We start from the raw sequence: 24,782 nt of genomic DNA, 5'->3' as shown, positions 1-24,782 counted from the left end.
TCGGGAACGTTCCCATTTCCGCCGTCACGCTGAAGGAGTAGGCTTGCGCTCAGGTCATTACACCCCTCACCATCTGTCATGAGGTTTCATGATGAGTAAAGTCAAACAAGCAGATATCGATCAGTTGATCGTCCTGGTCGGCGGCCGCGAAAACATCGCTACCGTCAGCCATTGCATTACCCGCCTGCGCTTCGTGCTGAACGATCCGGCCAAAGCTAACCCGAAGGCCATTGAAGAACTCTCCATGGTTAAAGGCTGCTTCACCAACGCCGGTCAGTTCCAGGTCGTGATTGGTACCGAAGTGGGCGATTACTATCAGGCTCTGCTGGCAACGACCGGGCACTCCTCCGCCGATAAAGAGCAGGCGAAGAAGGCCGCACGCCAGAACATGAAGTGGCACGAGCAGCTGATTTCCCACTTTGCGGAGATCTTCTTCCCGCTGCTGCCAGCGCTGATCAGCGGAGGCTTGATCTTAGGTTTCCGTAACGTCATCGGCGACGTGCCGATGAGCGACGGCAAAACCCTGGCGCAGATGTACCCGGCGCTGAAAACCGTGTACGACTTCCTGTGGCTGATTGGCGAGGCGATCTTCTTCTATCTGCCGGTCGGGATCTGCTGGTCCGCGGTGCGCAAGATGGGCGGTACGCCGATCCTCGGTATCGTACTCGGCGTCACGCTGGTCTCTCCGCAGTTAATGAACGCTTACTTACTTGGTCAGCAGGTGCCTGAGGTGTGGAACTTCGGCCTGTTTACCATCGCCAAAGTGGGCTATCAGGCGCAGGTCATTCCGGCCCTGCTGGCGGGGCTGGCGCTGGGCTTTATTGAAACCCGACTGAAGCGCATCGTGCCGGATTACCTTTATCTGGTGGTGGTGCCGGTGTGCTCGCTGATTCTGGCGGTCTTCCTGGCGCATGCCTTTATCGGTCCGTTTGGCCGCATGATTGGCGACGGCGTTGCCTTCGCGGTGCGTCACCTGATGACCGGTAGCTTCGCCCCGATTGGCGCTGCGCTGTTTGGCTTCCTGTACGCCCCGCTGGTGATCACCGGCGTGCACCAGACCACGCTGGCCATTGATATGCAGATGATCCAGAGCCTCGGCGGCACGCCGGTCTGGCCGATTATCGCCCTGTCTAACATTGCTCAGGCGTCCGCGGTGACCGGCATCATCATCGTCAGCCGCAAGCACAACGAACGCGAGATCTCCGTTCCGGCGGCCATCTCCGCCTACCTCGGCGTCACCGAACCGGCGATGTACGGTATCAACCTGAAATACCGCTTCCCGATGCTCTGCGCGATGATCGGTTCCGGTCTGGCGGGCCTGGTGTGCGGACTGAACGGCGTAATGGCAAACGGGATTGGCGTCGGCGGCCTGCCGGGCATCCTCTCCATCCAGCCCGCTTACTGGCAGGTGTTCGCCCTGGCAATGGCCATCGCGATTATCGTCCCAATGGCGCTGACTACCGTGGTTTATCAGCGTAAGTTCCGTCAGGGCTCGCTGCAGATTGTTTAACTTTCTCTTTCGGGGCGCAGTTGCGCCCCTTCGCATTTGCAGGAACACACTATGAATACCCTTCCTCACTGGTGGCAAAACGGCGTTATCTACCAGATTTACCCCAAGAGTTTCCAGGACACCACCGGCAGCGGCACCGGCGATTTACGCGGCGTGACGCAGCGTCTGGACTACCTGAAAACCCTCGGCATCGACGCCATCTGGCTGACGCCGTTTTATATCTCCCCGCAGGTGGATAATGGCTACGACGTGGCGAATTACACCGCCATCGACCCGGCGTACGGCACGCTGGATGATTTCGACGAACTGGTCGCCGAGGCGCACCAGCGCGGCATTCGCATCGTGCTGGATATGGTGTTCAACCACACCTCAACCCAGCACCCCTGGTTCCGGGAATCGCTGAACAAAGCGAGCCCGTACCGCCAGTTCTACATCTGGCGCGACGGCACGCCTGAGCAGTTGCCCAACAACTGGCGCTCCAAGTTTGGCGGCAACGCCTGGCGCTGGCACGCGGAGAGCGAGCAGTATTACCTGCACCTGTTCGCGCCGGAGCAGGCGGACCTCAACTGGGAAAATCCGGCGGTGCGCGCCGAGCTGAAAAAGGTGTGCGAGTTCTGGGCCGACCGCGGCGTCGACGGCTTGCGCCTCGATGTCATTAACCTGATTTCGAAAGATCAGGATTTCCCGAATGACGAGACGGGTGACGGTCGCCGCTTCTACACTGACGGGCCGCGCATCCATGAATATCTGCAGGAGATGAGCCGCGACGTCTTTACCCCGCGCAACCTGATGACGGTAGGCGAGATGTCCTCGACTTCGCTGGAAAACTGCCAGCAGTATGCTTCTCTCGATGGCCGCGAGCTGTCGATGACCTTTAACTTCCACCACCTGAAGGTGGACTATCCCGGCGGCGAAAAGTGGACGAAGGCGAAGCCGGACTTCGTGGCGCTGAAAACCCTCTTCCGCCACTGGCAGCAGGGGATGCATAACAAAGCCTGGAACGCCCTGTTCTGGTGTAACCACGACCAGCCGCGCATCGTGTCGCGCTTCGGTGACGAAGGAGAATACCGGGTTCACGCCGCGAAAATGCTCGGCATGGTGCTGCACGGTATGCAGGGCACGCCGTATATCTATCAGGGCGAAGAGCTGGGGATGACGAACCCGCACTTCAGCCGCATCACCGATTACCGCGACGTGGAAAGCCTGAACATGTTCGCCGAACTGCGCGCCTGTGGTCGCGATCCGGATGAATTACTGGCGATTCTGGCGAGTAAGTCCCGGGATAATGGCCGCACGCCAATGCAGTGGGACGCGTCGCACAATGCGGGCTTTAGCGAGGGTGAACCGTGGATTGGCGTCTGCGATAACTACGAAACCGTGAACGCCCGCGCGGCGCTCGACGATGCGGATTCCGTCTTCTATACCTATCAGTCGCTGATTAGCCTGCGCAAAACCCTGCCGGTGCTGACGTGGGGGGATTATGAGGATCTCCTGCCGGAACACCCTTCTCTGTGGTGCTACCGTCGCCAGTGGCAGGGACAGACCCTGATCGTTGCAGCGAACCTGAGTAATACGCCACAGGAATGGCAGACAGACCTTCTCAGCGGTAAGTTGCAGGTGTTGATGAGTAACTACCCGACACCGCAAACGACGTCGCTGCGTCCGTTTGAAGCCGTCTGGTGGTTGCAGCAGTAACCGTCCTGCCGGGTGCAGCCCTGCACCCGGCTTACTTTACTGTTTTTGTTGAATAATTAATCAGATTTTTCTCTTCCACCTTTACAATCTCTGAAGCGCCCGTCGTTTGTACTCTCGTCTTTTTACTTTGTTCTGAATCAAATAAATCGCAAACATGTTTGATGCAAATCACTATATGTAGCACTTAAAATGCACGCCGACCCAACATCTTGTATTTATCGTCTACTATTCCAACAACAAGACGGCGCTTACGCTGGCCGGAATTGTGGATAACACGAGCTGGGAACGCGGGAAGTCTTTGGCCTGGCGGGAAATGCGTCCGGTGAATACTTCTCCACCTCTGTGGATAACCTGTTTTTAAAAATGGAGTGATCATGACACCGCATGTGATGAAACGTGATGGCTGTAAAGTGCCGTTTAAATCAGAGCGCATCCAGGAAGCCATTCTGCGTGCAGCTAAAGCAGCGGGAGTCGATGACGCAGATTACTGCGCCACCGTCGCAGAAGTCGTTAGCAGCCAGATGAATGAACGCAGCCAGGTCGATATCAACGAAATCCAGACCGCGGTTGAGAACCAGCTGATGGCAGGACCTTACAAGCAGCTGGCGCGCGCCTATATTGAGTACCGCCACGATCGCGACGTGCAGCGCGAGAAGCGCGGTCGTCTGAACCAGGAGATCCGTGGTCTGGTGGAGCAGACCAACTCTGCGCTGCTCAATGAAAACGCCAACAAAGACAGTAAAGTAATCCCCACCCAGCGCGATCTGCTGGCCGGTATCGTCGCCAAACACTATGCCCGCCAGCATCTGCTGCCGCGCGACGTGGTTTCGGCGCACGAGCGCGGCGAAATTCACTACCACGATCTCGACTATTCGCCGTTCTTCCCGATGTTCAACTGCATGCTGATCGACCTGAAAGGCATGCTGACCCACGGTTTTAAAATGGGCAACGCCGAGATTGAACCGCCTAAGTCAATCTCCACGGCCACCGCGGTCACGGCGCAGATTATCGCCCAGGTCGCCAGCCATATTTATGGCGGCACCACCATTAACCGTATTGATGAAGTGCTGGCTCCGTTTGTCACGGCAAGCTTCAACAAGCACCGTAAAACGGCTGACGAGTGGCACATTCCGGACGCTGACGGCTACGCGCACTCCCGCACCGAAAAAGAGTGCTACGACGCCTTCCAGTCGCTGGAATATGAGGTAAACACGCTACACACCGCCAACGGCCAGACGCCGTTTGTGACCTTCGGCTTTGGCCTGGGCACCAGCTGGGAATCGCGTCTGATCCAGCAGTCCATTCTGCGCAACCGTATTTCCGGCCTTGGCAAAAACCGCAAAACCGCGGTGTTCCCGAAACTGGTGTTCGCGATCAGCGACGGCCTGAACCACAAGTTTGGCGATCCAAACTACGATATCAAACAGCTGGCGCTGGAGTGCGCGAGCAAGCGCATGTATCCGGACATCCTGAACTACGATCAGGTGGTGAAGGTCACCGGTTCGTTTAAAACGCCAATGGGCTGCCGCAGCTTCCTCGGCGTGTACGAGGATGAAAACGGCGAGCAGATCCACGACGGGCGCAACAACCTCGGCGTGATCAGCCTCAACCTGCCGCGCATCGCACTGGAAGCGAAAGGCAATGAAGACGCCTTCTGGGCGCTGTTGGACGAGCGCCTGCAGCTGGCGCGTAAGGCGCTGATGACCCGTATTGCCCGTCTGGAAGGGGTCAAAGCCCGCGTCGCGCCGATCCTCTATATGGAAGGGGCCTGCGGCGTGCGCCTGAAGGCGGACGATGACGTGTCTGAGATCTTCAAAAACGGTCGCGCGTCGATTTCGCTGGGCTACATCGGCATTCACGAAACCATCAACGCGCTGTTTGGCGATACACACATGTACGACAGCGAAGCCCTGCGTGAGAAAGGCATCGCCATCGTTCAGCGCCTGCGCGACGCGGTAGACCAGTGGAAAGAGGAAACCGGCTACGGGTTCAGCCTGTATAGCACCCCAAGCGAGAACCTGTGCGACCGCTTCTGCCGTCTGGACACCGCCGAGTTCGGGATTGTGGAAGGCGTGACCGACAAAGGGTACTACACCAACAGCTTCCACCTCGATGTCGAGAAGAAGGTCAACCCGTACGACAAGATCGACTTCGAAGCGGCGTATCCGCCGATCGCCAGCGGCGGCTTCATCTGTTACGGCGAGTATCCGAACATTCAGCACAACCTGAAGGCGCTGGAGGACGTGTGGGATTACAGCTACCAGCACGTGCCGTATTACGGGACCAACACGCCTATCGACGAGTGCTACGAATGCGGCTTTACCGGTGAGTTCGAGTGTACGAGCAAAGGCTTTACCTGCCCGAAATGCGGCAACCACGACGCGGCCCGCGTCTCCGTGACTCGTCGCGTATGCGGCTACCTCGGCAGCCCGGACGCACGTCCGTTTAACGCTGGCAAACAGGAAGAGGTGAAGCGCCGCGTGAAGCATCTGGGGAATGGACAGCTCGGTTAATCCGCTGCCACGTTAATGCCCGGTGGCGCTGCGCTTACCGGGCCTACGGACCGCTCTCTTTTGTAGGCCGGGTAAGCGCAGCGCCACCCGGCGTGGTTATTCGCGATGAACTATCACCAGTACTACCCCGTCGACATCGTCAACGGCCCCGGCACCCGCTGCACCCTGTTCGTCTCAGGCTGCGTCCACGAATGCCCCGGCTGCTACAACAAAAGCACCTGGCGCCTGAATTCCGGCATGCCGTTCACCGCGGAGATGGAAGATAAAATCATCAGCGACCTGAACGACACGCGCATTCACCGCCAGGGAATTTCGCTCTCCGGCGGCGATCCGCTGCATCCGCAAAACGTGCCGGATATTTTGAAGCTGGTGAAGCGCATTCGCCGCGAGTGCTCGGGAAAAGATATCTGGGTCTGGACAGGCTACAAGCTGGATGAGCTGAATGCGCAGCAGATGGAAGTCGTGGATCTGATTAACGTGCTGGTCGACGGCAAGTTCGTGCAGGATTTAAAAGACCCGGCGCTCATCTGGCGCGGCAGCAGCAACCAGGTTGTGCATCATTTGCGTTGATCAAAGGCGGATGTTATCCATCCGCCCTTATCTCAAAAACGACTCAAACTCTCCATCGCCACCGCCTTAAACCCGGCAAAATCCTCGCAGCTACAGAGCCGTGACATCGCCCGCTCGCGCAGGAAGGTGACGAAGATATCGTAAATCGCCATCGCCTCTTCGTATTCGCTTTTGCTGATGGCAAGCAGGAAGATGACGTGCGCGGTTTCGTCGCCCCACTGCACGCCGTGCGGGGCCAGCACGGTGTAGACCACCGTTTTCTGCGCCAGCAGGCCGAGGGAGTGCGGCAGCGCGATGCCGTCGCCGAGCATGGTACTGACGATAGCTTCACGCTCAACAACCGAATCCAGAAACTCCGCGCCAACAAAGCCTTCGGCCTCAAGCTGTTCACACAGCTCGCGGAACAGCGTCTGCTGATCGATCGGCTTGTCGATAATGCGGAAGTGGGCCGCGTCGAAGTATTTATCCAGCATCCACGGGCGGGTGCGGTCCACCAGCACCAGTTTGCCAATCTGTTCTAACTGATAGTCGGTCGGGAACGGGGCGATCATCACCACCGGTTTTGACTTTTCGCTGACGCGGGCGGTGGCGATCACAAAGTCTTCGCCAATCGATTCCGCCAACTCGTACTCGCGCAGGGTGAGCGTGCGCGTCACCTCAATCTGCGGGTATTTACGCTGCAGCACCGCCTCAATCATGCGCACCATCGCGTTACCGGCGTCGCATACCAGCAGCACGCGCGGCTGACGCTGGTAGCCAATGTTGTAGTGGCGCTCCAGCCCGACGCCAATATGCAGTACCAGGAAACCAATCTCGTTTTCGCTGATCACATACGGCGTGTATTTGCCCCAGCTCGACACCGCGGCCAGCGTCATGTCCCACGCCATCGGGTAGTGCTGCTTGATGTTATCCAGCAGCGGATTGGGGATCATGATTTGATACCGCACGCGGGTGATCATGGTTTTAATATGCGTCAGCAGATCCGCGTGCAGCTGCGCGTCACTAAGCAGGTTGTAGTTATAGTGGGTGTTGATGTAGCGCAGGATGTAGTTGACCAGCGCTTCATCGTCATCGGCATTAATCGCGCTGGGCGCGATCTCCTGGATCTGCCGCGCCGCAATGTGCACGCACAGCCAGCTCTCCTCCGACGGCGAAAGCGTTTTGCCCGCCAGCTGCTGGATGGTCACCGCGATATCCTTCGCCGCCTCGCGCACGTTCTCTTCCACGTCTTCGGCATGGAATTCCGGCAGCGGATAACCTTCGCTGATGCGACGTACCGACACCGCGCAGTACAGGCGCAGGAACAGCTCGCCTTCATCAGTCAGGCGAATGTGGTGACGCGTCAAGGCGTCGTGCAGCACCGGCACCATCCGCTCCGCCACGCCCGCATTCAGCGCCACGTCGGTCACCAGCGGGTTCAGGCTGTCCTGCTGCGCCAGCTCCCAGAGCAGATCGGTCAGGCACGCGCGGGTCGACATCTCGCTGCCAAACAGCTTCATCCCATGGCGCGGACGGGTTTCCAGCGTCAGATTGTAACGATGAAACCACTCGCGTACCTCCGCCATGTCGCTTTGCAGCGTGGCGCGGCTGACGAACCACTCGTCCGCCAGATCCTCGAGCTTAAGCGAAAACGCCGAGGTGAGAAAACGCACCACCAGATAGTGCACGCGCTCCGGCCCGGTCCGTGGGATACGCAGCGCGCGCGGGTGGGATGCCTGAAGCTGCTGATAGCGCTCGGCATCCTCAATTTTGAGCTGGTAGCCGTTGCCCCGGCTCAGGATAAACTGCGCGCCGTGGCTGGCCAGCAGCGCGTTCAGGGCGGTGATATCCGCACGGACGGTTCGCGTGGAGACCGACAGCCGCTGCGCCAGCTCGTCCTGCGGCAGCGTCTCGTTTTGCAACAGATCGAAAAGTTGCGCTAAACGTTGGTTCGGAAATCGCACGTCGTTGTCCTCTAACAGCTTAAGGTGAAATGACCATCTGGGATGGGCTGCCGACCGGGGTATAGTCCGGTTCGAAGCTCAATTTCCCGTCCTGCGCCACGCGGAAACGGGTAATGTTGTCGCTGCGCTGGTTCATGACGTACAGCCAGCGTCCCTGCTTATCGAGCGTCAGGGTGCGGGGATAATCACCACGCGTCCACACGTCATCCTGATGCGTCAGCGTGCCCTCTGCTGTTACGGTAAAGTGCCCGATGCTGTTATGCAAACGGTTAGCCACGTACAGCTGCCTGCCATCGGCGCTTAATGCGAGCCCGGCAGCAAAGCTGGTGCCTTTGTAACCTTCCGGCAGGGCAGAAACCGTTTTATCCTCTTTCAGGGTGCCGTTGGCGTTCACGGTATACCGGGTGAGCGTAGACGCCTCTTCGTTAATCAGCCACAGGGCATCGCCCTTCGGCGTAAAGACAAAGTGGCGCGGCCCGGCGCCTTTCGAGGAGGCGCTGATAAAGGGTGGATCGTTCGGCGTCAGCTTTCCTGTCCGATCGTCAAAACGGTACTGATAGATGCGATCCAGCCCAAGATCGGTGGAAAACACGTATTTCCCGCTCGGATCGGCGGCGATCATGTGCGCATGGGGGCCGTTATGATCGCTGATCGCGAAACTGCCCTCCGCAGCAGCTTCGGGCTTCACCGCGCCCGGTTCGCCTTGATCCTGATGTTTGTCCGTGGCTTCACCCAGGCTGCCGTCTGCGTTGACGGGTAAAACGGCAATTGAGCCGCTGACATAGTTCGCCACCAGCAGATGCTGGCCGTTCGGCGTCAGGGAGAGGTACACCGGCCCGGCACCGCCGGAGGCCACCTGATTGAGCTCGCTCAGCTCACCGTTATCGCCGACGCGCAGCGCCTGCACCACGCCCTGCTCCACTTCACTTGCCAGATACAGCGTTTTGCCGTCCTGTGAAAGGGTCAACTGCGCCGCATTCGGCAGTTTGCTCACCAGCGTTTTATCGTTCAGCGCGCCGGTTTGCGGGTTAACAGTAAAACGGTACAACCCTTCACCGTTCGGATTATAGGTACCCACCCAGGCATATTGCGTCTGGGCGACAGCGGCGGTGGCGAGCATCGAGAGTGAAGCGACAAGCAAGGTACGGGTGTGCATGGTGGCTCCTGTATAGATGTGAGTTCTACTTCACCAGCTTCTTCGTCATCGCCAGCAGGATACGCACATCTTCCGGACGCGTATCACCGCTGGCTTTGTCGATAATCGAGCTGTAGATATGCGGGATGATTTTGCTCACGCCCGCGTCGAGGGCGATCTGCAGGATCTCCTCATAGTTTTCCAGATCGATACCTCCGGTCGGCTCCAGCCAGAAGTCGTGACGGGCGCAGGCTTCCGCCACCGCTTTGTACTCGTCACGGCACTTCAGGCCGCCCATCGGGAAGTATTTGATAGAGCTGCCGCCGAAATCTTTCAGCAGGGCAATCGCCGTTTCAACCGGCACGATGCCGTCCGGCGCTGCGCTGCTCAGCGGGCCGGTGGAGATTTTAACCATCCCGACGGTGCCGGTCGGGGAGACCAGACCGTTGACCACGGACTCGTTCTGCCCCAGCAGCGCGCGGCTGGTAGCCACGCCGGTAAAGACCTGGTTGACGTGCTGCGGCTGCACCTGACGGGAGATCTCGCTCACCATCGCCGACTGGTTCGGGTCGCCCGCGCCCAGCCCAACGGAGAGCGCGTTATCAATCAGCGCCGCGTACTCGCGCATATCCGCTACCGCGCTGGCCACGTCCGGGTAATTTTTGGAGAGCACGCCCACCAGCACATGACCTTCCGCCGCCTCGTAGATGGCGCTGGCGTTGGCTTTCGACCCTGCCAGCACGTTCAGACAGACGCGGTCACGGTAAAAGTTGGGGGTCAGTTTCATGCGTTTTTCTCCTGTCCTAACACTTCGCTAATGCGGCGGTACACGATGTTCAGCTGATCAGCATTCACGCTGCGCACATCCGCTTCGATAATCCCTTCGTTGGCCTTGTAGCCACGGAAGTAAATGGCGTATTCGCCCTGCTTCAGCTTCGCCACCAGGTCACCCGTGCCGACGCCGGTGGTGGCTTCGTCAAATTTAATCTCGGTGCGGGCGATGTCGCGTCCGGCGCTGTCCCAGACCACGCGCGCGGTCACACCGTTCAGGGTGTTGAGCGCCTCGATAAACGGCGTCATTTTCGCCACCATCTCGGCGCCGCTCTCTTTGGTGGCCGTCAGATAGTGTTCGATGGCGCAGGTCAGGCCAAGAATGCCCTCTTTACCCACCTTCATGGCACGGCCAATGCCCGCCGTCTGGCGTTTGACCCACTCAACGTGCTGGGTTTTGCCGATCACCAGCCCGCTGGTTGGGCCTTCGATCGCCTTCGCGCCGCTGTAGATCACCAGGTCCGCGCCGGAGCGGTAGTAAACATGCAGATCTTCTTCCGCCGCGGCATCGACGATGAGCGGCAAGTCGTGTTTACGCGCAACAACGGCCGCCTGCTCGACGCTGAGCATGCTTTTCTGCACGCAGTGGTGAGATTTGATATAGAGGATCGCCGCCGTGCGCGGGGTGATCGCCGCCGCCAGCTGATCGGCGGAACATTCGTTGGCGTAGCCAGCCTCCACCAGCCTGCCGCCGCCCAGCGCGACCATGGTGCCCACCGGCGCGCCAAAGTTCACGTTGTGGCCTTTCGGCAGGACGATTTCGTTGTTCTCAATTGGGGTAACGTGCAGATTTTCCAGCAGCCAGTCGCTGTCTTTGACCAGCACCGCCGCCACGGACTGGGCAATGCCCGCCGACGCGCAGGAGACGACCGTCGCCCCTTCCACATTCAGCAGCTTCGCGATGTACTCCCCGGTTTTATTGACCAGATCCTTCATCTCGAAATAGTGATTCATGCCGTCCATCGCCGCCTGCACCACCTCCGGGCGCGGCGTAGAGACGCCCAGCGCCGTCATGCGGCCAGAGGTGTTGATAACCTGCTTTAAATGGTACTTCTCATAAATCGAAGGCATTTTCCGTGCTCCCTTGTTCGGTCATGTAGCCCTTGCCCGCGCGGATCGCGGCAAGCGGCACCAGAATGTGTTCAGCCTGCAGGCTGTCATTTTCGGCATCCGTCAGCACCGTCGGCTGACGTTTGAGGAGGAATAGCGTCAGGTCGGCGTCGAGACCCGGTTGAATGCGGCCCTTGCGCGTCAGGCGCAGGCCGTCGGCGGCGTTCGCCGTGACGCAGTCAATCACCTGCGGCAATGACATGCCGATGGCGAGAAACTTCGACATCACGCTTGCCAGCGAGCCCACCGGGCCGTTGATGCGGTTGCGGCAGTAGATATCTGAGCTGATGGTGTGCGGCAGAATGCCCATCGCGATAGCGCGTTTTGCCACCTCAAAGCTAAAGCTCGCCGTGCCGTGCCCCACATCCAGACGCACGCCGCGCTTCAGGGCAGAGGATATGGAGGCGCGCAGCTCGCCCGAGGGCGTCAGAATGCGGTTAGGCTTGCCGTTATAACAGTGGGTAATGATGTCGCCCGAACTCAGGAGTTCGGCGATTTCGTCGAGATTTGGCGGGTTGTTGCCGATGTGGACCATCAGCGGCAGGTCGCCGTTCTCTTTCTGAATCGCTTTCGCGCGCTCCAGCGGCGTGATGCCGTTGTCACCGACCACGCTGCTGCTCATGCGCGCCTTCAGGCCGACGATAAAATCAGGGTGGCGCTTCACCGCCTGCTTCACCGCGTCGGCATCAACATTGGCCATATTGGCCAGCTCGTTCTGGGCAATCAGCCCCACGCGGGAGATGTTCAGCAGAGCAAAAACCTCGGTGGAGGCCTTGCGGGTGATCTCATAGAAATCATCCACGTCGTCGGCGCCGGTGCTGCCCGCGTCCACTACGGTGGTGACGCCGGTGGCAACGCCCACGCTGTCGGGTTCGTCGTGGTAAATCGGGGAGTTCGGGTAGCAGTGTACGTGGGAGTCAATCCAGCCTGCGCTGACGAACACTTCACCGTTCAGCTCAACCGTTTTATGCGCGGGCGCGTTAATCTCGCCCAGCGCCGCGATTTTCCCGTCCTGAATGGCGATATCGGTCAGGGTATCGTCGGTGAGGCGCGCACGGCGCAGGAGTAAATCAAACATGAGGATCTCCTGATAAGGCGGGCGCCAGCGCGCCCGCGGGTATTAAAGGGCAACCGGGAACAGCCAGCCCAGAATCATCGCGCCGAGGATAGCGCCACCGGTAATCGGCTTCTGCCAGATGTAGAACAGCAGCGCGCCCACCAGCGAGCCGACGCCGATTGGAATGGAGGCGGTCATGGCGCTCAGGATAATCAACGGCCCGAGGAAGCGGCCGGAGGCGTTGCCCGCGCCCATCATCACGTCTGCGCCGTAGGTGGAGTTGCTCTGGTTGATGGTGAACTTACGCGCCAGGATGATGACGTAGCCAATCGCCAGACCAATCACCAGGCCGGTGATCAGCGAAGCAATGAAGTTGGTCACCGGGAACATGATCCCCGCGCCCAGCAGCAGCGCCGGTACGCCGAGGCCTACGCCGGTCTGGATCGCCCCGCCGATGTCGAGAATACCGACCAGCGACCCTTCGATAATACGGGCGAACAGGAAGCTCGCGCCAAACGCCGCCACCGCGCCGTAAACGCCGGTATCAATACCCGCTTTCAGCATCGCCACGAAGGCCACTTCGTTAAACGCGCCGATGCCGTAGAGGTAGTACATGTGCGTCCCGGCAAACACGCCGGAGGAGAGCAGGCCAACGAAGATCGGGAACGACCAGTCGGCATACCAAAAACCTTTATTCTGTTCCATTTAGAGGCTCCTGTTATTTACCGCTGAGCGAGTTGTGGATCATATCGAGCCAGTTCGGCACGGTCAGATGGAAGGATTCGATCATCTTCATGTCGAAACCGCGGAAGAAGCCGCTCAGCACGAAGAGCAGGACGATAGCCGCCATCATCACTTTGGTGACGTGGTTCCAGCCGCTCTCTTCCACGCCTTTCCCGATCAGGATCCCCAGCACCAGGCCCGGTACGGCGTTGCCCATAATCAGCTGCGCCGCGCCGCCGAAGATGGTGGCCCAGAAGCCCGATTTTTTACCCGCATCGATGGCCGCCAGCCAGAAGATCACCGGCATCACGGTGTTCACCAGCAGGTTTGCCGCCGGCACCAGCACCTTCACGGCGGTGACCTGAAGCGCTGCGGGAACGGAGGAGGCGGTCAGGTTAAGGAAGGTCACGACGATCATGCCGATCACGCCGCAGGCAATCGCCATTTTGCGCGGATCGTGCAGCGTTTCGCCGACGTTACGGTTTTTGATCATCAGCGCGGCAGCACCCCAGTTCGGGATGATGCGGTGGTCAACGTCCTGTGTGAAAGCCCCTGCGGCCACGGAAGAGGCCCAGGCGTTAAAGAAGAAGCCTAACCCAAAGGAGAAGTGGGACGCCGGATCCCCTTCACAGGAGTTCAGTTCCCCCAACGTACGAAACGCGCCCATACCCTGAGTGGTAGGCGCATGAAACATGCGTGCAGCCCCGGCGCCCACACCGACGCCAACCAGGCCGCCAATGATGAGCGATTTTATTAATATAATTAAGAACATCAGTCTGCCCTTTTATGAATAATCAGCGTTGCGTGACGAAATCCACCTGGTCGAGATTGATGGCTGTCACGTTGACGGTCACATCCAGCTCCACGCTGTAGGTGCGTCTTTCCCGGCGCAGAAAGAAGAACAGAAACGCTTCTTTACGCACCGCTTCTTGCGCCTGAACGATCTGCACATCCTGTGGCTCAATACGCAGTAAGATATGCGGTGAGGCTTTCATCACCGCGGCCTGAACGTGGTTGAGCGCGTCGGCAAAGGCGCGCGCTTTGGCGTCGCCCTTCCCCTTCACTCTCACCGTGGTTGTGAACTGTTCTTTCATGCTTATGCGCCGTATTTCTTCTGCCACGCCTGTACCAGACGCTCGCCAAGCTCTTCTTTATCCATAAAGCCAAAGCCCAGCACGTTGCAGCCTTCGTTGATGGCGGTCACGCCCTCTTCCACGGAACGCATGCCGTATTTGGCTTTGTAGCCATACTTGGTCTGGGCGGTGATGGCACCCGCGCCGCCGCTGCCGCAGAAAGAGATGCCGAAAGTGGCGTTTTCCGCTTTCATTACGTCGCCCAGCTTCATGTCTGCCGCCATGCCCGGTACGACAACCGCGCGTCCACCTGCTTTTTCCACACCGGCAGCCACTTTCTGACCTTTACCCAGGCGATCGCCAATCACGACTGTAATCTGTTCCATGTGTTGCTCCTTAAAGGTTGTCTTTTGCGACTTCAAAGTGAACGGAGAGCAGCCAGGCTTCTTCATCAGGAAGGTTGCCAAACTGCGCGACCACTTCACGGGCAAGCCGCATTGAATCCGGTGAAATTTCGTCAAACAGCTCTGCTTCAACCTCCGGCAGCGGCTCGCCGGTCACGGACCGGTGCGCCATGGCGCGCACGTGGGAGGTGAGCATCTGCTCCTGTACTGCATTGGGGATGATGTTGTTCCGGGCCAGCAGGGCATAGACCTGCTGCAGCATGGTGTTTGCGAGTTGATCTGTTTGCACCGCCTGTTCCCCAACGTCGTTCATTACCGCTCCGTTAATCACTGGTCTTACCCCGTTAATGGCTCTGGATTAAAACTAACGGTGGGAGGGAAGGGTTTGTAGCGAGTTGTTTTCCACTTCGAAGTGGAAAGGCGAGCCGCAGCAGTGATCTGTGCCACATAAATGCGCCGAATCTGGATAAATCGATGTATTCACGTGATGAATATCACGCTATTACGCGGGAACGAACGGGTAAGCAGAGTGGAAAAGATTCCGAGCAGGCTCGTAGAAATGTGACGTGGATAAGGTTTTCTTATGGGGATTGGGTAGAGTGGCGGCGGGTGCTTGAGACTGACCGTCTCAGGCATGGGACGGAAAGTGGAAAGCCCCGCCTGATAGAAAATCAGGGCGGGGGCTCGAAACGACACGTCACGACCGTGGAGTTCGCTACCTCGCCCGCTTTAAAGCAAGGAGGCATCCATGAAACGCAGAAACCCAAGTATCGGGGTTTTGATGATTATTGCTTTGACAATAATCATCTTAACGCTGGTGACGAGGAAAACACTGTGCGAAATCCGTTTTCGAAACGGCTCGCTTGAAGTGACAGCGCGGATGGATTGTCGCTCCGGCCAGTAGGGAGCAAGGATGCGGGGGCGCGTCATGCGCCTCCGCATACGGGGAAGGACGTACAGCTCAGGCACCCAATTAACGATACTTTTTGTGGTACGTATTGCGCGTGGTCACAAACTGCTCGGCCGCCGCCTGGGCTTCTTTCACTTTGCCTTCGTTAGCGAGCTTCAGCGCGCCGTCGATCTGGCCGACCAGCACGTCAAAGCCGTGGCGGTAGTCTTTCATCTCTGCACTGTCTGCCGCTTTGCTTTCCAGCTTCGGCGGCGTCGCTTTTTGGGCGTCCAGCGCCGCTTCACGCATTTTGGTCAGCGCGTCTTTCATTTCCGCGGCATTGTCGGTTTTCTGCACCACCTTCAGGTTTTGACCGAGGATGCCCATGTCGTCTTCAAGATCGGCAGCAAACGCAGAAGAGCCAAGAACCAGCGTTGAAGCTGCGACGATCGCTAACAGATGTTTACGCATTGCTCACTTCCTTTTTTATTATTAACAAAACGCTATCTCTATTGTCCGGCGATTTTCATTTCCGGAAGTAATACAGAACCACACTGTATATTGCTGCGTGTTTCAATATCGTTACCGACCGTAACGATATTGCGCCACATATCCTTCAGATTGCCAGCGATGGTAATTTCGCTCACCGGATACTGGATTTCACCGTTTTCCACCCAGAAGCCCGCCGCACCGCGAGAGTAGTCTCCAGTGATGCCGCTGACGCCCTGACCCATCAGCTCGGTCACCACCAGACCGGTGCCCATCTCCTTCAGCATCTGCTCAAAGTTGAGGCCCTGCCCGGCAATGCGCCAGTTGTGAATGCCGCCCGCGTGTCCGGTGCTTTTCAGCCCCAGCTTACGCGCAGAGTAGTTGGTCAGCAGCCACTGGGTCAGCACGCCGTCTTTGACGATGTCACGACGTTCGGTACGCACGCCTTCGCTGTCGAACGGCGTGGAGGCCAGCCCTTTCAGCAGGTGCGGATGCTCTTCGATAGTCAGCCATTCCGGCAGGATCTGCTTGCCCAGCGAGTCGAGCAGGAAGGTTGATTTACGGTAAACGGAGCCGCCCGCAATCGCGCCCACCAGATGGCCAAACAGACCGGTCGCCACTTCATTGGCAAAAATCACCGGCGCTTTCATGGTGGAGAGTTTACGCGGCGACAGGCGAGACAGCGTGCGTTCGGCGCACTCTTTGCCCACCCACTCAGGAGACTGCAAATCCCCCAGCGCGCGGCCAATGGTGTAGGCGTAGTCGCGCTCCATGTCACCGTTCTCTTCGGCGATGACGCAGCTGGAGAGCGAGTGGCGGGTAGAGCAATAGCCCTGCAGCATGCCGTGGCTGTTGCCAAAGACTTTGATGCCGTAGTGGCTGTTGAAGCTGCCGCCTTCGGTATTGGTAATGCGCTTGTCGGCCTGCAGGGAAGCCTGCTCGGCGCGGGCAGCCAGTTCAATGGCTTCGTCCGGGGTCACTTCCGCCGGGTGGAACAGATCGAGATCCGGCGCATCAAACGCCAGCAGGTCTTTATCTGCGACGCCGGCGTAAGGATCCGGCGAGGTGTAGCGGGCGATATCCAGCGCGGCCTGCACCGTACGGGCGATGGCATCCGGACTGAGATCGGTGGATGACGCACTGCCTTTGCGATTCTGGTGGTATACCGTGATACCCAGCGCGCCGTCGCTGTTGAATTCGACATTCTCCACTTCGCCATAGCGGGTGCTCACGCTAATGCCGGTGGTTTTGCTGACCGCCACTTCGGCGCCATCTGATTTTTCTGAAGCAAGCATCAGCGCGGTGGAGACGGCTTCTTCCAGAATCTTACGCTGCGCTTCAACTTGTGAGGTTACTTTCATCGCAAATGCCATACTGTAAGAGAGAGTTAACTGAAGTCTAACAGAGAACCGTTTTTCAGTGCGCGTCTTAACTGGTAACATTAGCCTCTTTTTTTAAGGAGCCTGACATGACTAAGCAGCCCGAAGACTGGCTCGACGACGTTCCCGGTGATGACATCGAAGACGAAGATGATGAGATCATCTGGGTCAGTAAAAGTGAAATTAAACGTGACGCCGAAGAGTTAAAACAGCTTGGCGCGGAAATGGTAGAACTGGGTAAAAACGCGCTGGATAAGATCCCGCTCGACCAGGATCTGCGCGATGCCATTGAACTGGCACAGAAAATCAAAAAAGAAGGCCGTCGTCGCCAGCTTCAGCTTATCGGGAAAATGCTGCGTCAGCGCGATGTTGATCCGATCCGCCAGGCGCTGGACAAGCTGAAAAACCGCCACAACCAGCAGGTTGCGCTGTTCCACAAGCTGGAGCAGATCCGCGATCGTCTGATTGAACAGGGTGATGACGCCGTACCAGAAGTGCTGAACCTGTGGCCAGATGCCGACCGCCAGCAGCTGCGTTCCTTGATCCGCAACGCGAAGAAAGAGAAAGAAGGGAATAAGCCGCCGAAGTCTGCGCGCCTGATTTTCCAGTATCTGCGCGAGCTGTCTGAGAACGAAGAGTAATCCGTTCCCCTCACCCCGGAGGGGCGAGGGGGAAAAGAACGTAGGCCCGGTAAGCGCAAGCGCCACCGGGCTTTTTTTTACGCCTCGGCGGCCGCTTCCGCTTTCTTCGCCAGCCCGTCCAGCAGCTTCTGATGGATCCCACCAAAACCGCCGTTGCTCATCACCAGAATATGGTCGCCAGGCTGAGCGGCTTTCACCACCATATCCGCGAGCGCATCCACATCTGCACTCCAGTGTGCCGGCTGAATGCAGGCATCGGCCACTTCCGCGACCTGCCACGGAATATGCTGCGGCTGCAGCAGGAAGACTTCATCGGCACGTCCTAACGACGGCGCGAGATCGTCTTTGCAGATGCCCATCTTCATGGTGTTCGAGCGTGGTTCCAGCACCGCCAGAATGCGCGCGGTACCGCCAACTTTGCCACGCAGGGCGGCAAGCGTGGCCAGAATGGCCGTTGGGTGGTGCGCGAAATCGTCATACACGGTGACGCCGTGGGCTTCACCGCGCAGTTCCAGACGGCGGCGGGCATTGATAAACGAGCCCAGCGCATTCGCCGCATCCGCAGGCTGAACGCCCACGTGACGCGCTGCAGCAATCGCCATCAGGCCGTTGTGCATATTGTGTTCGCCCACCAGGCCCCACTTCACCTCACCCACCTTTTCACCGTCGAGCAGCACTTCCCACTCGGAGGCATCGGCATTGAGTTTCTTCGCCTGCCAGTGGCCCTGCTCGCCCACCAGCTCCTGCTCGCTCCAGCAGCCCATTGCCAGGGTCTGCTTCAGGTTAATGTCGTTTTCCGGCAGGATGATGCGGCCCTGGCCTGGAACAATGCGCACCAGGTGGTGGAACTGTTTCTGAATGGCCTTCAGGTCGTCAAAAATATCCGCGTGGTCAAACTCAAGATTATTGAGGATCAGCGTGCGCGGGCAGTAATGCACGAACTTAGAGCGCTTGTCGAAGAACGCGCAGTCATACTCGTCGGCTTCGATCACAAAGAACGGGCTGTCCCCCAGGCGCGCAGAAACGTCAAAGTTGCCCGGTACGCCGCCGATGACGAAGCCCGGCTTATAGCCGCAGGCTTCGAGGATCCAGGTCGCCATGCCCGCGGTAGTCGTTTTGCCGTGTGTACCGGCAACGGCAACCACCCAGCGGTCACGCAGGACGAAGTCATGCAGCCACTGCGGACCGGACATGAACGGGATATTGCGTTCCAGTACCGCCTCAACGCAAGGGTTACCGCGGGTCATGGCGTTGCCAATGATCACCAGATCCGGCTCAGGATCCAGCTGGCTGGCATCGTAGCCCTGAATTAAAGCGATGCCCTGTTTCTCCAGAAGTGTGCTCATTGGCGGATACACATTGGCGTCCGAACCTGTCACCTCATGGCCCAGCGAGCGCGCCAGCATTGCCAGTCCGCCCATGAAAGTGCCACAAATCCCCAATATATGAATGCGCATACGTCACTATCCTTCTTCAATGTGGCGCACATTTTACTCACATGTCAGCGGGTGTGAAACGCATTTCAGGAAAATCCGTATCCTGCTGGCGCGATTCACCTCTGCGCTACTATTTGAATATTTGTTAAGATTGTTGGGCTTTAGTCGTTTTAGTGAACATACAATCGCTCTACTCACAAAGATGCAGGGAAAGTGTTATGAAAACGTTAGGTGAATTTATTGTCGAAAAGCAGCACGAGTTCTCTCATGCTACCGGTGAACTCACTGCTTTGCTGTCGGCAATAAAGCTGGGCGCTAAGATCATCCACCGTGATATCAACAAGGCCGGTCTGGTCGATATCCTGGGTGCCAGCGGTGCCGAGAACGTTCAGGGCGAGGTTCAGCAGAAACTCGATCTGTTCGCAAATGAAAAACTGAAAGCTGCACTGCGCGCGCGCGACATCGTTGCGGGTATCGCCTCCGAAGAAGAAGATGAAATTGTTGTTTTCGAAGGGTGTGAACACGCGAAATACGTTGTTCTGATGGATCCGCTCGACGGCTCCTCCAACATCGACGTTAACGTTTCTGTCGGTACCATTTTCTCCATCTACCGCCGCGTCACGCCTGTTGGCACGCCGGTGACCGAAGAAGATTTCCTGCAGCCGGGCATTAATCAGGTTGCTGCTGGTTACGTGGTTTATGGCTCTTCCACCATGCTGGTGTACACCACCGGGTGCGGCGTACACGCCTTTACGTACGATCCTTCCCTGGGCGTTTTCTGTCTGAGCCAGGAACGCATGCGCTTCCCGGAGAAGGGTAACACCTACTCCATCAACGAAGGCAACTACATCCGCTTCCCGAACGGCGTGAAGAAGTACATCAAATTCTGCCAGGAAGAAGATAAAGCGACGCAGCGCCCTTACACGTCCCGCTATATTGGCTCCCTGGTCGCGGATTTCCACCGTAACCTGCTGAAAGGCGGCATCTACCTCTACCCAAGCACCGCCAGCCACCCGGACGGGAAACTGCGTCTGCTGTACGAATGCAACCCGATGGCGTTCCTGGCCGAACAGGCGGGTGGCAAGGCGAGCGACGGTAAAGAGCGTATTCTGGAGATCGTGCCGGAAAGCCTTCACCAGCGCCGTTCATTCTTCGTCGGCAACAACCACATGGTTGAAGATGTAGAACGTTTCATCCGTGAGTACCCGGACGCATAATCCCTCTCTTCAGGGGAGCCGATCCGGCTCCCCTTGTCATTTATATATTTTACCGTATAAGTGTTTATAAAAAACATGCTTTAATCTTCGCCACTGCTCCTGCATTATTTCCATAACAGTTTGACAGATATTTCGTGGAGCAGAATCGCAATGAAAAATTATTCCCGTGCTAATACCGGCATTGATTTAAATCTTATCCCTGTATTTATTGAAATCGTCCGCTGCGGCAGCATGGCAAAGGCCTCTTTGCGTCTGGAGATGTCCCGTCCTGCGGTGAGTCTGGCATTAAAGCGTTTTAATCAACTCTTTGATGAGCCGTTATTTTTCCGTAAAGGTTTATATCTTGAACCGACTGAAAAAGCGTTAGCCTTAACCAGCTCGCTGGAAATATTAATGGGTGAAATTCACGATAATATCGGGGCGCTTAATTCCGGAAGGAATAAAACCCCGGCACAGAACGTACCGGGGCTGGGTAATATTATGCCGCGTTCTGAGTCGTCACTTTGAATGATGACATGGCTTCCATCAGCTGACGCGACTGCTCCTCAAGGGAGCGGGTCGCGGCAGAGGATTGCTGCACCAGCGCCGCATTCTGCTGCGCGGTTTCGTCCATCTGGTTCACCGCAATATTCACCTGCTCAATGCCGCGGCTCTGCTCATGAGACGCGGTCGCAATCTCACGCATCAGTTTGGTCATACGCAGCACTTCGGTTGCGATCTCGTCCATCGTTTCGCCAGCCTGCTGGGCCAGCTCGCTGCCCTCGTTAACGTGGGTCTGCGAGTCGCCGATAAGCGTTCGAATCTCTTTCGCCGCGTCGGCGCTGCGGCTGGCAAGGTTGCGCACCTCGCCCGCGACGACGGCAAACCCGCGCCCCTGCTCGCCCGCACGCGCCGCTTCCACGGAGGCGTTAAGCGCCAGAATATTGGTCTGGAAGGCAATGCCGTCGATGACGCTCAGGATGTCAGCGATACGCGCCGAGCTGCCGGAGATATCGCGCATTTTTTCAATCACGTAGCAGACCATTTCACTGCCGTGATCGGCCGTGTCGGACACCGACTTCGCCAGCTGGTGCGCCTGCTCGGCGTTATCGGCGTTGAGTTTCACCGTGGCGGTGATCTGTTCCATGCTGGCCGCCGTCTGCTCCAGCGACGTGGCAGTGGATTCCGTACGCTCGGCGAGATCGCGGTTTCCCAGCGTCAGCTCGCGGCTGCCGGTGTCAATCTGCGCGCTGGCATCGCGTACCCGCAGAACCGAGTTCATCAGCGACTGACGCATCTCCTCAATGACCGCGTTAAGGCGGTTAAACTCCTGGCTCGCGGGCGCAGCCAGCGTATGGGTTAAATCGCCCGCTGCCACATTCTCCAGTTGAGCAATCGACGCCGAGAGCGGCTTGAGCAGCATATGGCGCAGCGCCAGCCAGGCCAGCACAATAATGCCCGCCGTCAGCAGCGCCGCCACGATAATCAGGATCAGGACGCGGGTTTTGCTGGCCTGCACGGCACTCACTTCCGCCAGACCTCGCGCTTCGCTCCATTTCTGAAACGCCTGCATGTCATTATCGAACGTTGACGCCAGCGGGATCAGCGTCTTCTCCAGCAGATCGTAATACCCGTCCGCGCTCTGGTCATTGAGGGTTTTCAGCATCGGGTTGATCCCCTGCTGGGTATACGCCCCCAGACTGGCCGCCACCTTATTGAGCAGCTGTTGCCCCTGCTCGTCAGCCACGCCGCCGTCGATCACGCCCTTCAGCGTTTTCTGGGCCAGGGCGACTTCCTGGTTGATGTTTTTTACCGCGTTGGCCGCATCATCCAGCATGCCGATTTCCATCATGCGGACGGCCTGCCCCGCTTCATTGCGCGCGCGCAGGATCAGCGTATAGCCTGAATTAAGCTGCACCATTTGCTCACCCTGAAGGTGATTAATACGCTGCAGCGAAGAAGAACTCTGTGTGAGGGCATAAATGCCAATGCCGCTGACAATCAGCAGCAGAAGGGTCATAACGGCCAGTAAAGAGAGCAAGCCGGTACGAATCGATAGCGTTTTCAGCATGATATTATTTCCGGTAGCGAGATATTTCTGGGCATAAAAAAAGAGTATCGGCCGCTACCGGAAAATGTTTAGACTTTAAGCAAATTCAGCGTGTTATCGCTCTGTTACCGATGTGTTTACACGGGTAACAGGCGAGCTTTGACGATTCTCCCAGAGCACCGTCAGGCCGCGCTGCAGGGCAATAAAAATAAACAGCAGAATGCCGATGGCGATCTTCGTCCACCAGGAGCTGAGCGTGCCGTCAAAGTTGATATAGGTCTGGATCAGCCCCTGAATCGCCACGCCGAACAGCGTCCCCAGCACCGTCCCCACGCCGCCGCTGAGCAGCGTGCCGCCGATGACCACAGAAGCAATCGCATCCAACTCAACGCCCACGCCTGCGAGGGCATAGCCCGCCTGGGTGTATACCGAGAAGACGATACCCGCCAGCGTCGCCAGGCCGGTCGAGAGCATATAGATGCGGATGGTGGTGCTGCGGGTCGAGATCCCCATCAGGTTGGCCGACGTGGCGTTGCCGCCAATGGCGTAAACCTGATTACCAAACCGGGTACGGTGAGCAAGGAAGATGCCAATGACGACCACGCCCAGCATCAGCAGCCCCATCGCGCTCAGGCGGCCGCCGCCGGGGATCTTCCACGCCAGGCTGGAGAGCGTGTCATACACCGGATGGTTAATTGGAATCGACTCTTCCGACACCAGGTAGCTCACCCCACGGAGGAAGAACATTCCCGCGAGGGTAATAATAAACGCCGGAATCTTTAACGCGTCGATCAGCAGCCCCATAAAGGCGCCAAACGCGCAGCCCATCACCAGCACCAGCGGAAACGCCACCAGCGGTGAGATGCCCCAGAAGCCGATCGCCTTTGCGAGGAACACGCCCGTAAACGCGATCACCGAGCCGACGGAGAGGTCGATCCCGCCGGAGAGGATCACAAAGGTCATGCCGACGGCGATGATGCCTAAAAAGGCGTTATCGGTCAGGATATTGCAGATCACGCGCGTCGAGGCAAAGCCGGGGAACTGCGTCAGACAGTAGAGGTAGCCCAGCACAAACACGCCCAGCGTGATCATTAGCGGTAAATTACGTTTTATCATGGCCACGAATCCCCTTAATGATGCTGACAAAGCGCGGCGACTGGACGATCAGCACGCAGAGCACGACCACCGCTTTCACCACCTGGTTGAGTTCCGGCTGGAAACCGGAGAGCAGGATCCCGGTGTTCATGCCCTGAATAATCAGCGCGCCGATCACCGAGAGCAGCAGGTTAAAGCGTCCGCCCATCAGCGACCCGCCGCCGATGACCACCGCCAGGATCGCATCCAGCTCCAGCCAGAGCCCGGCGTTGTTGGCATCGGCTCCGCGGATATCCGCCGCGACGATCACCCCGGCGATGGCAGCGCAGATACCGCTCAGCACGTAGGTCAGCATCACCATCAGCCGCGTGTTGACCCCGGCGTTGCGCGCGGCGCGGATGTTGATCCCGACGGCCTCAATGAACATGCCCAGTGCCGTTTTGCGGGTGAAAAGCCAGAACACCACTAACGTCACCAGGGCAATAATCACCGGCGTCGGGAAGAACAGAAGGTTGCCGCTGCCGAGCCACGCCAGGCTCGGTGAGTTGAAAGTAACAATCTGGCCGGAGGTAATCAGCTGCGCGACGCCGCGCCCGGCCACCATTAAAATCAGCGTGGCGACAAAGGGCTGGATTTTCAGCACCGCCACCAGAATGCCGTTCCATAACCCGGCCAGCACGCCGGTACCTAAGGCTGCCAGCAGGACCACCGGCAGGCTGTGCCCGGCCACGGTCATGGAGGCAGCCGTGGCCCCGGCGATAGCCATCACCGCGCCGACGGAGAGGTCAATCCCGCCGGTGGCAATCACCAGCGTCATCCCGATGGCCAGCAGCACCACGGGCGCGGCACGGTTTAAAATGTCTATCGGGCTGCCAAACAGGCGGCCATCCTGCACGATGATCTGGAAGAAATGCGGGGCAACCAGGCTATCAACCAGCAGCACCACCAGCAGCGCCGCGATTTGCGGCGTGCCGGTCGGCCAGTTGAAGCGGCGCTTTGACTCACCGGTTTGCGAAAGCGAACGGGACATCACGATTCACTCC

At 58.1% G+C, this 24,782-nt stretch carries 24 protein-coding genes; 8 read left to right on the top strand and 16 right to left on the bottom strand.

Going from position 1 to position 24,782, the window contains the following annotated elements; genetic code table 11:
• Positions 1-91 precede the first annotated feature (91 nt).
• From treB to nrdG, 4 genes are all read left to right on the top strand, one after another.
• A complete protein-coding gene (gene treB, locus ACMGGQ_RS00625; RefSeq protein WP_023310193.1) occupies positions 92-1,510 on the top strand; it encodes a PTS trehalose transporter subunit IIBC in 1,419 nt (472 codons plus the stop codon).
• Between the two features lie 51 nt (positions 1,511-1,561).
• Positions 1,562-3,205 (top strand): alpha,alpha-phosphotrehalase, encoded by a 1,644-nt coding sequence (gene treC, locus ACMGGQ_RS00620; RefSeq protein WP_262765628.1) that lies wholly within the window; start codon positions 1,562-1,564, stop codon positions 3,203-3,205.
• A 374-nt stretch (positions 3,206-3,579) separates the two neighbouring features.
• On the top strand, positions 3,580-5,718 hold the full coding sequence (gene nrdD, locus ACMGGQ_RS00615) for an anaerobic ribonucleoside-triphosphate reductase (RefSeq protein WP_420289453.1): 2,139 nt from the start codon (positions 3,580-3,582) through the stop codon (positions 5,716-5,718).
• A gap of 105 nt (positions 5,719-5,823) precedes the next feature.
• On the top strand, positions 5,824-6,288 hold the full coding sequence (nrdG, locus tag ACMGGQ_RS00610) for an anaerobic ribonucleoside-triphosphate reductase-activating protein (RefSeq protein ID WP_420289452.1): 465 nt from the start codon (positions 5,824-5,826) through the stop codon (positions 6,286-6,288).
• 32 nt (positions 6,289-6,320) lie between these two features.
• On the opposite strand, the gene ACMGGQ_RS00605 is transcribed toward nrdG, so the two are convergent.
• Genes ACMGGQ_RS00605 through ACMGGQ_RS00560 form a run of 10 tightly spaced genes read right to left on the bottom strand, consistent with a single transcriptional unit; the run spans position 6,321 to position 14,895 of the window.
• On the bottom strand, positions 6,321-8,231 hold the full coding sequence (locus tag ACMGGQ_RS00605) for a BglG family transcription antiterminator (protein ID WP_420289451.1): 1,911 nt from the start codon (positions 8,229-8,231) through the stop codon (positions 6,321-6,323).
• A 19-nt stretch (positions 8,232-8,250) separates the two neighbouring features.
• Positions 8,251-9,387, bottom strand: coding sequence for a lactonase family protein (locus ACMGGQ_RS00600; protein ID WP_420289450.1), 1,137 nt, complete (start codon positions 9,385-9,387; stop codon positions 8,251-8,253).
• Between the two features lie 25 nt (positions 9,388-9,412).
• Positions 9,413-10,153 carry a 2-dehydro-3-deoxy-phosphogluconate aldolase gene (gene dagF, locus ACMGGQ_RS00595; RefSeq protein ID WP_420289449.1) on the bottom strand — a complete coding sequence of 247 codons (741 nt, stop codon included), beginning with the start codon at positions 10,151-10,153 and terminating at the stop codon, positions 9,413-9,415.
• Positions 10,150-11,268 (bottom strand): DgaE family pyridoxal phosphate-dependent ammonia lyase, encoded by a 1,119-nt coding sequence (locus tag ACMGGQ_RS00590; RefSeq protein WP_420289448.1) that lies wholly within the window; start codon positions 11,266-11,268, stop codon positions 10,150-10,152. Before ACMGGQ_RS00590 ends, dagF begins: the two co-directional genes overlap by 4 nt.
• Positions 11,252-12,385 (bottom strand): amidohydrolase/deacetylase family metallohydrolase, encoded by a 1,134-nt coding sequence (locus ACMGGQ_RS00585; protein WP_420289447.1) that lies wholly within the window; start codon positions 12,383-12,385, stop codon positions 11,252-11,254. Before ACMGGQ_RS00585 ends, ACMGGQ_RS00590 begins: the two co-directional genes overlap by 17 nt.
• A gap of 42 nt (positions 12,386-12,427) precedes the next feature.
• Positions 12,428-13,069, bottom strand: a complete 642-nt coding sequence (locus tag ACMGGQ_RS00580; RefSeq protein ID WP_003856081.1) for a DUF4310 family protein — start codon at positions 13,067-13,069, stop codon at positions 12,428-12,430.
• A gap of 13 nt (positions 13,070-13,082) precedes the next feature.
• Entirely contained in the window at positions 13,083-13,859 is a 777-nt protein-coding gene (locus ACMGGQ_RS00575; RefSeq protein ID WP_008501408.1) for a DUF4311 domain-containing protein, read from the bottom strand.
• A 22-nt stretch (positions 13,860-13,881) separates the two neighbouring features.
• A complete protein-coding gene (locus tag ACMGGQ_RS00570) occupies positions 13,882-14,181 on the bottom strand; it encodes a DUF4312 family protein (protein WP_156262774.1) in 300 nt (99 codons plus the stop codon).
• A gap of 2 nt (positions 14,182-14,183) precedes the next feature.
• Positions 14,184-14,546: an SFCGS family glycine-rich protein gene (locus ACMGGQ_RS00565; protein ID WP_023293430.1), complete on the bottom strand. Its 363-nt coding sequence runs from the start codon at positions 14,544-14,546 to the stop codon at positions 14,184-14,186.
• 10 nt (positions 14,547-14,556) lie between these two features.
• Positions 14,557-14,895, bottom strand: coding sequence for a glycine dehydrogenase (locus tag ACMGGQ_RS00560; protein ID WP_086374949.1), 339 nt, complete (start codon positions 14,893-14,895; stop codon positions 14,557-14,559).
• A 417-nt stretch (positions 14,896-15,312) separates the two neighbouring features.
• Here ACMGGQ_RS00560 and ACMGGQ_RS00555 point away from each other — a divergent pair, with 417 nt between their 5' ends.
• Complete coding sequence (locus ACMGGQ_RS00555) at positions 15,313-15,468, top strand: Hok/Gef family protein (protein ID WP_072061332.1); 156 nt, start codon at positions 15,313-15,315, stop codon at positions 15,466-15,468.
• A 69-nt stretch (positions 15,469-15,537) separates the two neighbouring features.
• Here ACMGGQ_RS00555 and cybC read toward each other — a convergent pair whose 3' ends face one another.
• Together cybC and pmbA are read right to left on the bottom strand one after the other, a co-directional pair.
• Positions 15,538-15,924: a cytochrome b562 gene (cybC, locus tag ACMGGQ_RS00550; RefSeq protein WP_008501412.1), complete on the bottom strand. Its 387-nt coding sequence runs from the start codon at positions 15,922-15,924 to the stop codon at positions 15,538-15,540.
• 38 nt (positions 15,925-15,962) lie between these two features.
• The gene (pmbA, locus tag ACMGGQ_RS00545) at positions 15,963-17,315 is read right to left on the bottom strand and encodes a metalloprotease PmbA (protein WP_032643854.1); all 1,353 of its coding nucleotides are present in this window, start codon (positions 17,313-17,315) and stop codon (positions 15,963-15,965) included.
• Positions 17,316-17,410: 95 nt separating this feature from the next.
• Between pmbA and yjgA the strand changes: the two genes are divergently transcribed.
• Entirely contained in the window at positions 17,411-17,962 is a 552-nt protein-coding gene (gene yjgA, locus ACMGGQ_RS00540) for a ribosome biogenesis factor YjgA (protein ID WP_008501414.1), read from the top strand.
• Positions 17,963-18,039: 77 nt separating this feature from the next.
• Here yjgA and mpl read toward each other — a convergent pair whose 3' ends face one another.
• Complete coding sequence (gene mpl, locus ACMGGQ_RS00535; protein ID WP_023345313.1) at positions 18,040-19,419, bottom strand: UDP-N-acetylmuramate:L-alanyl-gamma-D-glutamyl-meso-diaminopimelate ligase; 1,380 nt, start codon at positions 19,417-19,419, stop codon at positions 18,040-18,042.
• Between the two features lie 197 nt (positions 19,420-19,616).
• On the opposite strand from mpl, the gene fbp reads away from it, so the two are divergent.
• Both fbp and ACMGGQ_RS00525 read left to right on the top strand, forming a co-directional pair.
• A complete protein-coding gene (gene fbp / locus ACMGGQ_RS00530; RefSeq protein ID WP_008501416.1) occupies positions 19,617-20,615 on the top strand; it encodes a class 1 fructose-bisphosphatase in 999 nt (332 codons plus the stop codon).
• A gap of 150 nt (positions 20,616-20,765) precedes the next feature.
• Complete coding sequence (locus ACMGGQ_RS00525) at positions 20,766-21,122, top strand: helix-turn-helix domain-containing protein (RefSeq protein WP_024907284.1); 357 nt, start codon at positions 20,766-20,768, stop codon at positions 21,120-21,122.
• Here ACMGGQ_RS00525 and ACMGGQ_RS00520 read toward each other — a convergent pair.
• From ACMGGQ_RS00520 to ytfT, 3 genes are all read right to left on the bottom strand, one after another.
• The gene (locus tag ACMGGQ_RS00520; protein WP_048027919.1) at positions 21,094-22,665 is read right to left on the bottom strand and encodes a methyl-accepting chemotaxis protein; all 1,572 of its coding nucleotides are present in this window, start codon (positions 22,663-22,665) and stop codon (positions 21,094-21,096) included. The genes ACMGGQ_RS00525 and ACMGGQ_RS00520 overlap by 29 nt on opposite strands.
• A 93-nt stretch (positions 22,666-22,758) precedes the next feature.
• Positions 22,759-23,760 (bottom strand): galactofuranose ABC transporter, permease protein YjfF, encoded by a 1,002-nt coding sequence (gene yjfF, locus ACMGGQ_RS00515; protein ID WP_021240694.1) that lies wholly within the window; start codon positions 23,758-23,760, stop codon positions 22,759-22,761.
• A complete protein-coding gene (gene ytfT / locus ACMGGQ_RS00510) occupies positions 23,747-24,772 on the bottom strand; it encodes a galactofuranose ABC transporter, ATP-binding protein YtfT (protein ID WP_420289446.1) in 1,026 nt (341 codons plus the stop codon). Before ytfT ends, yjfF begins: the two co-directional genes overlap by 14 nt.
• Positions 24,773-24,782: the final 10 nt, after the last annotated feature.

Origin of the sequence: Enterobacter sp. BNK-13, assembly GCF_048685015.1 — a bacterium.
Lineage (GTDB): Bacteria > Pseudomonadota > Gammaproteobacteria > Enterobacterales > Enterobacteriaceae > Enterobacter > Enterobacter quasiroggenkampii.
Note: the sequence above shows the minus strand (reverse complement) of the source record. Positions and strands in the feature narration are given on the sequence as shown.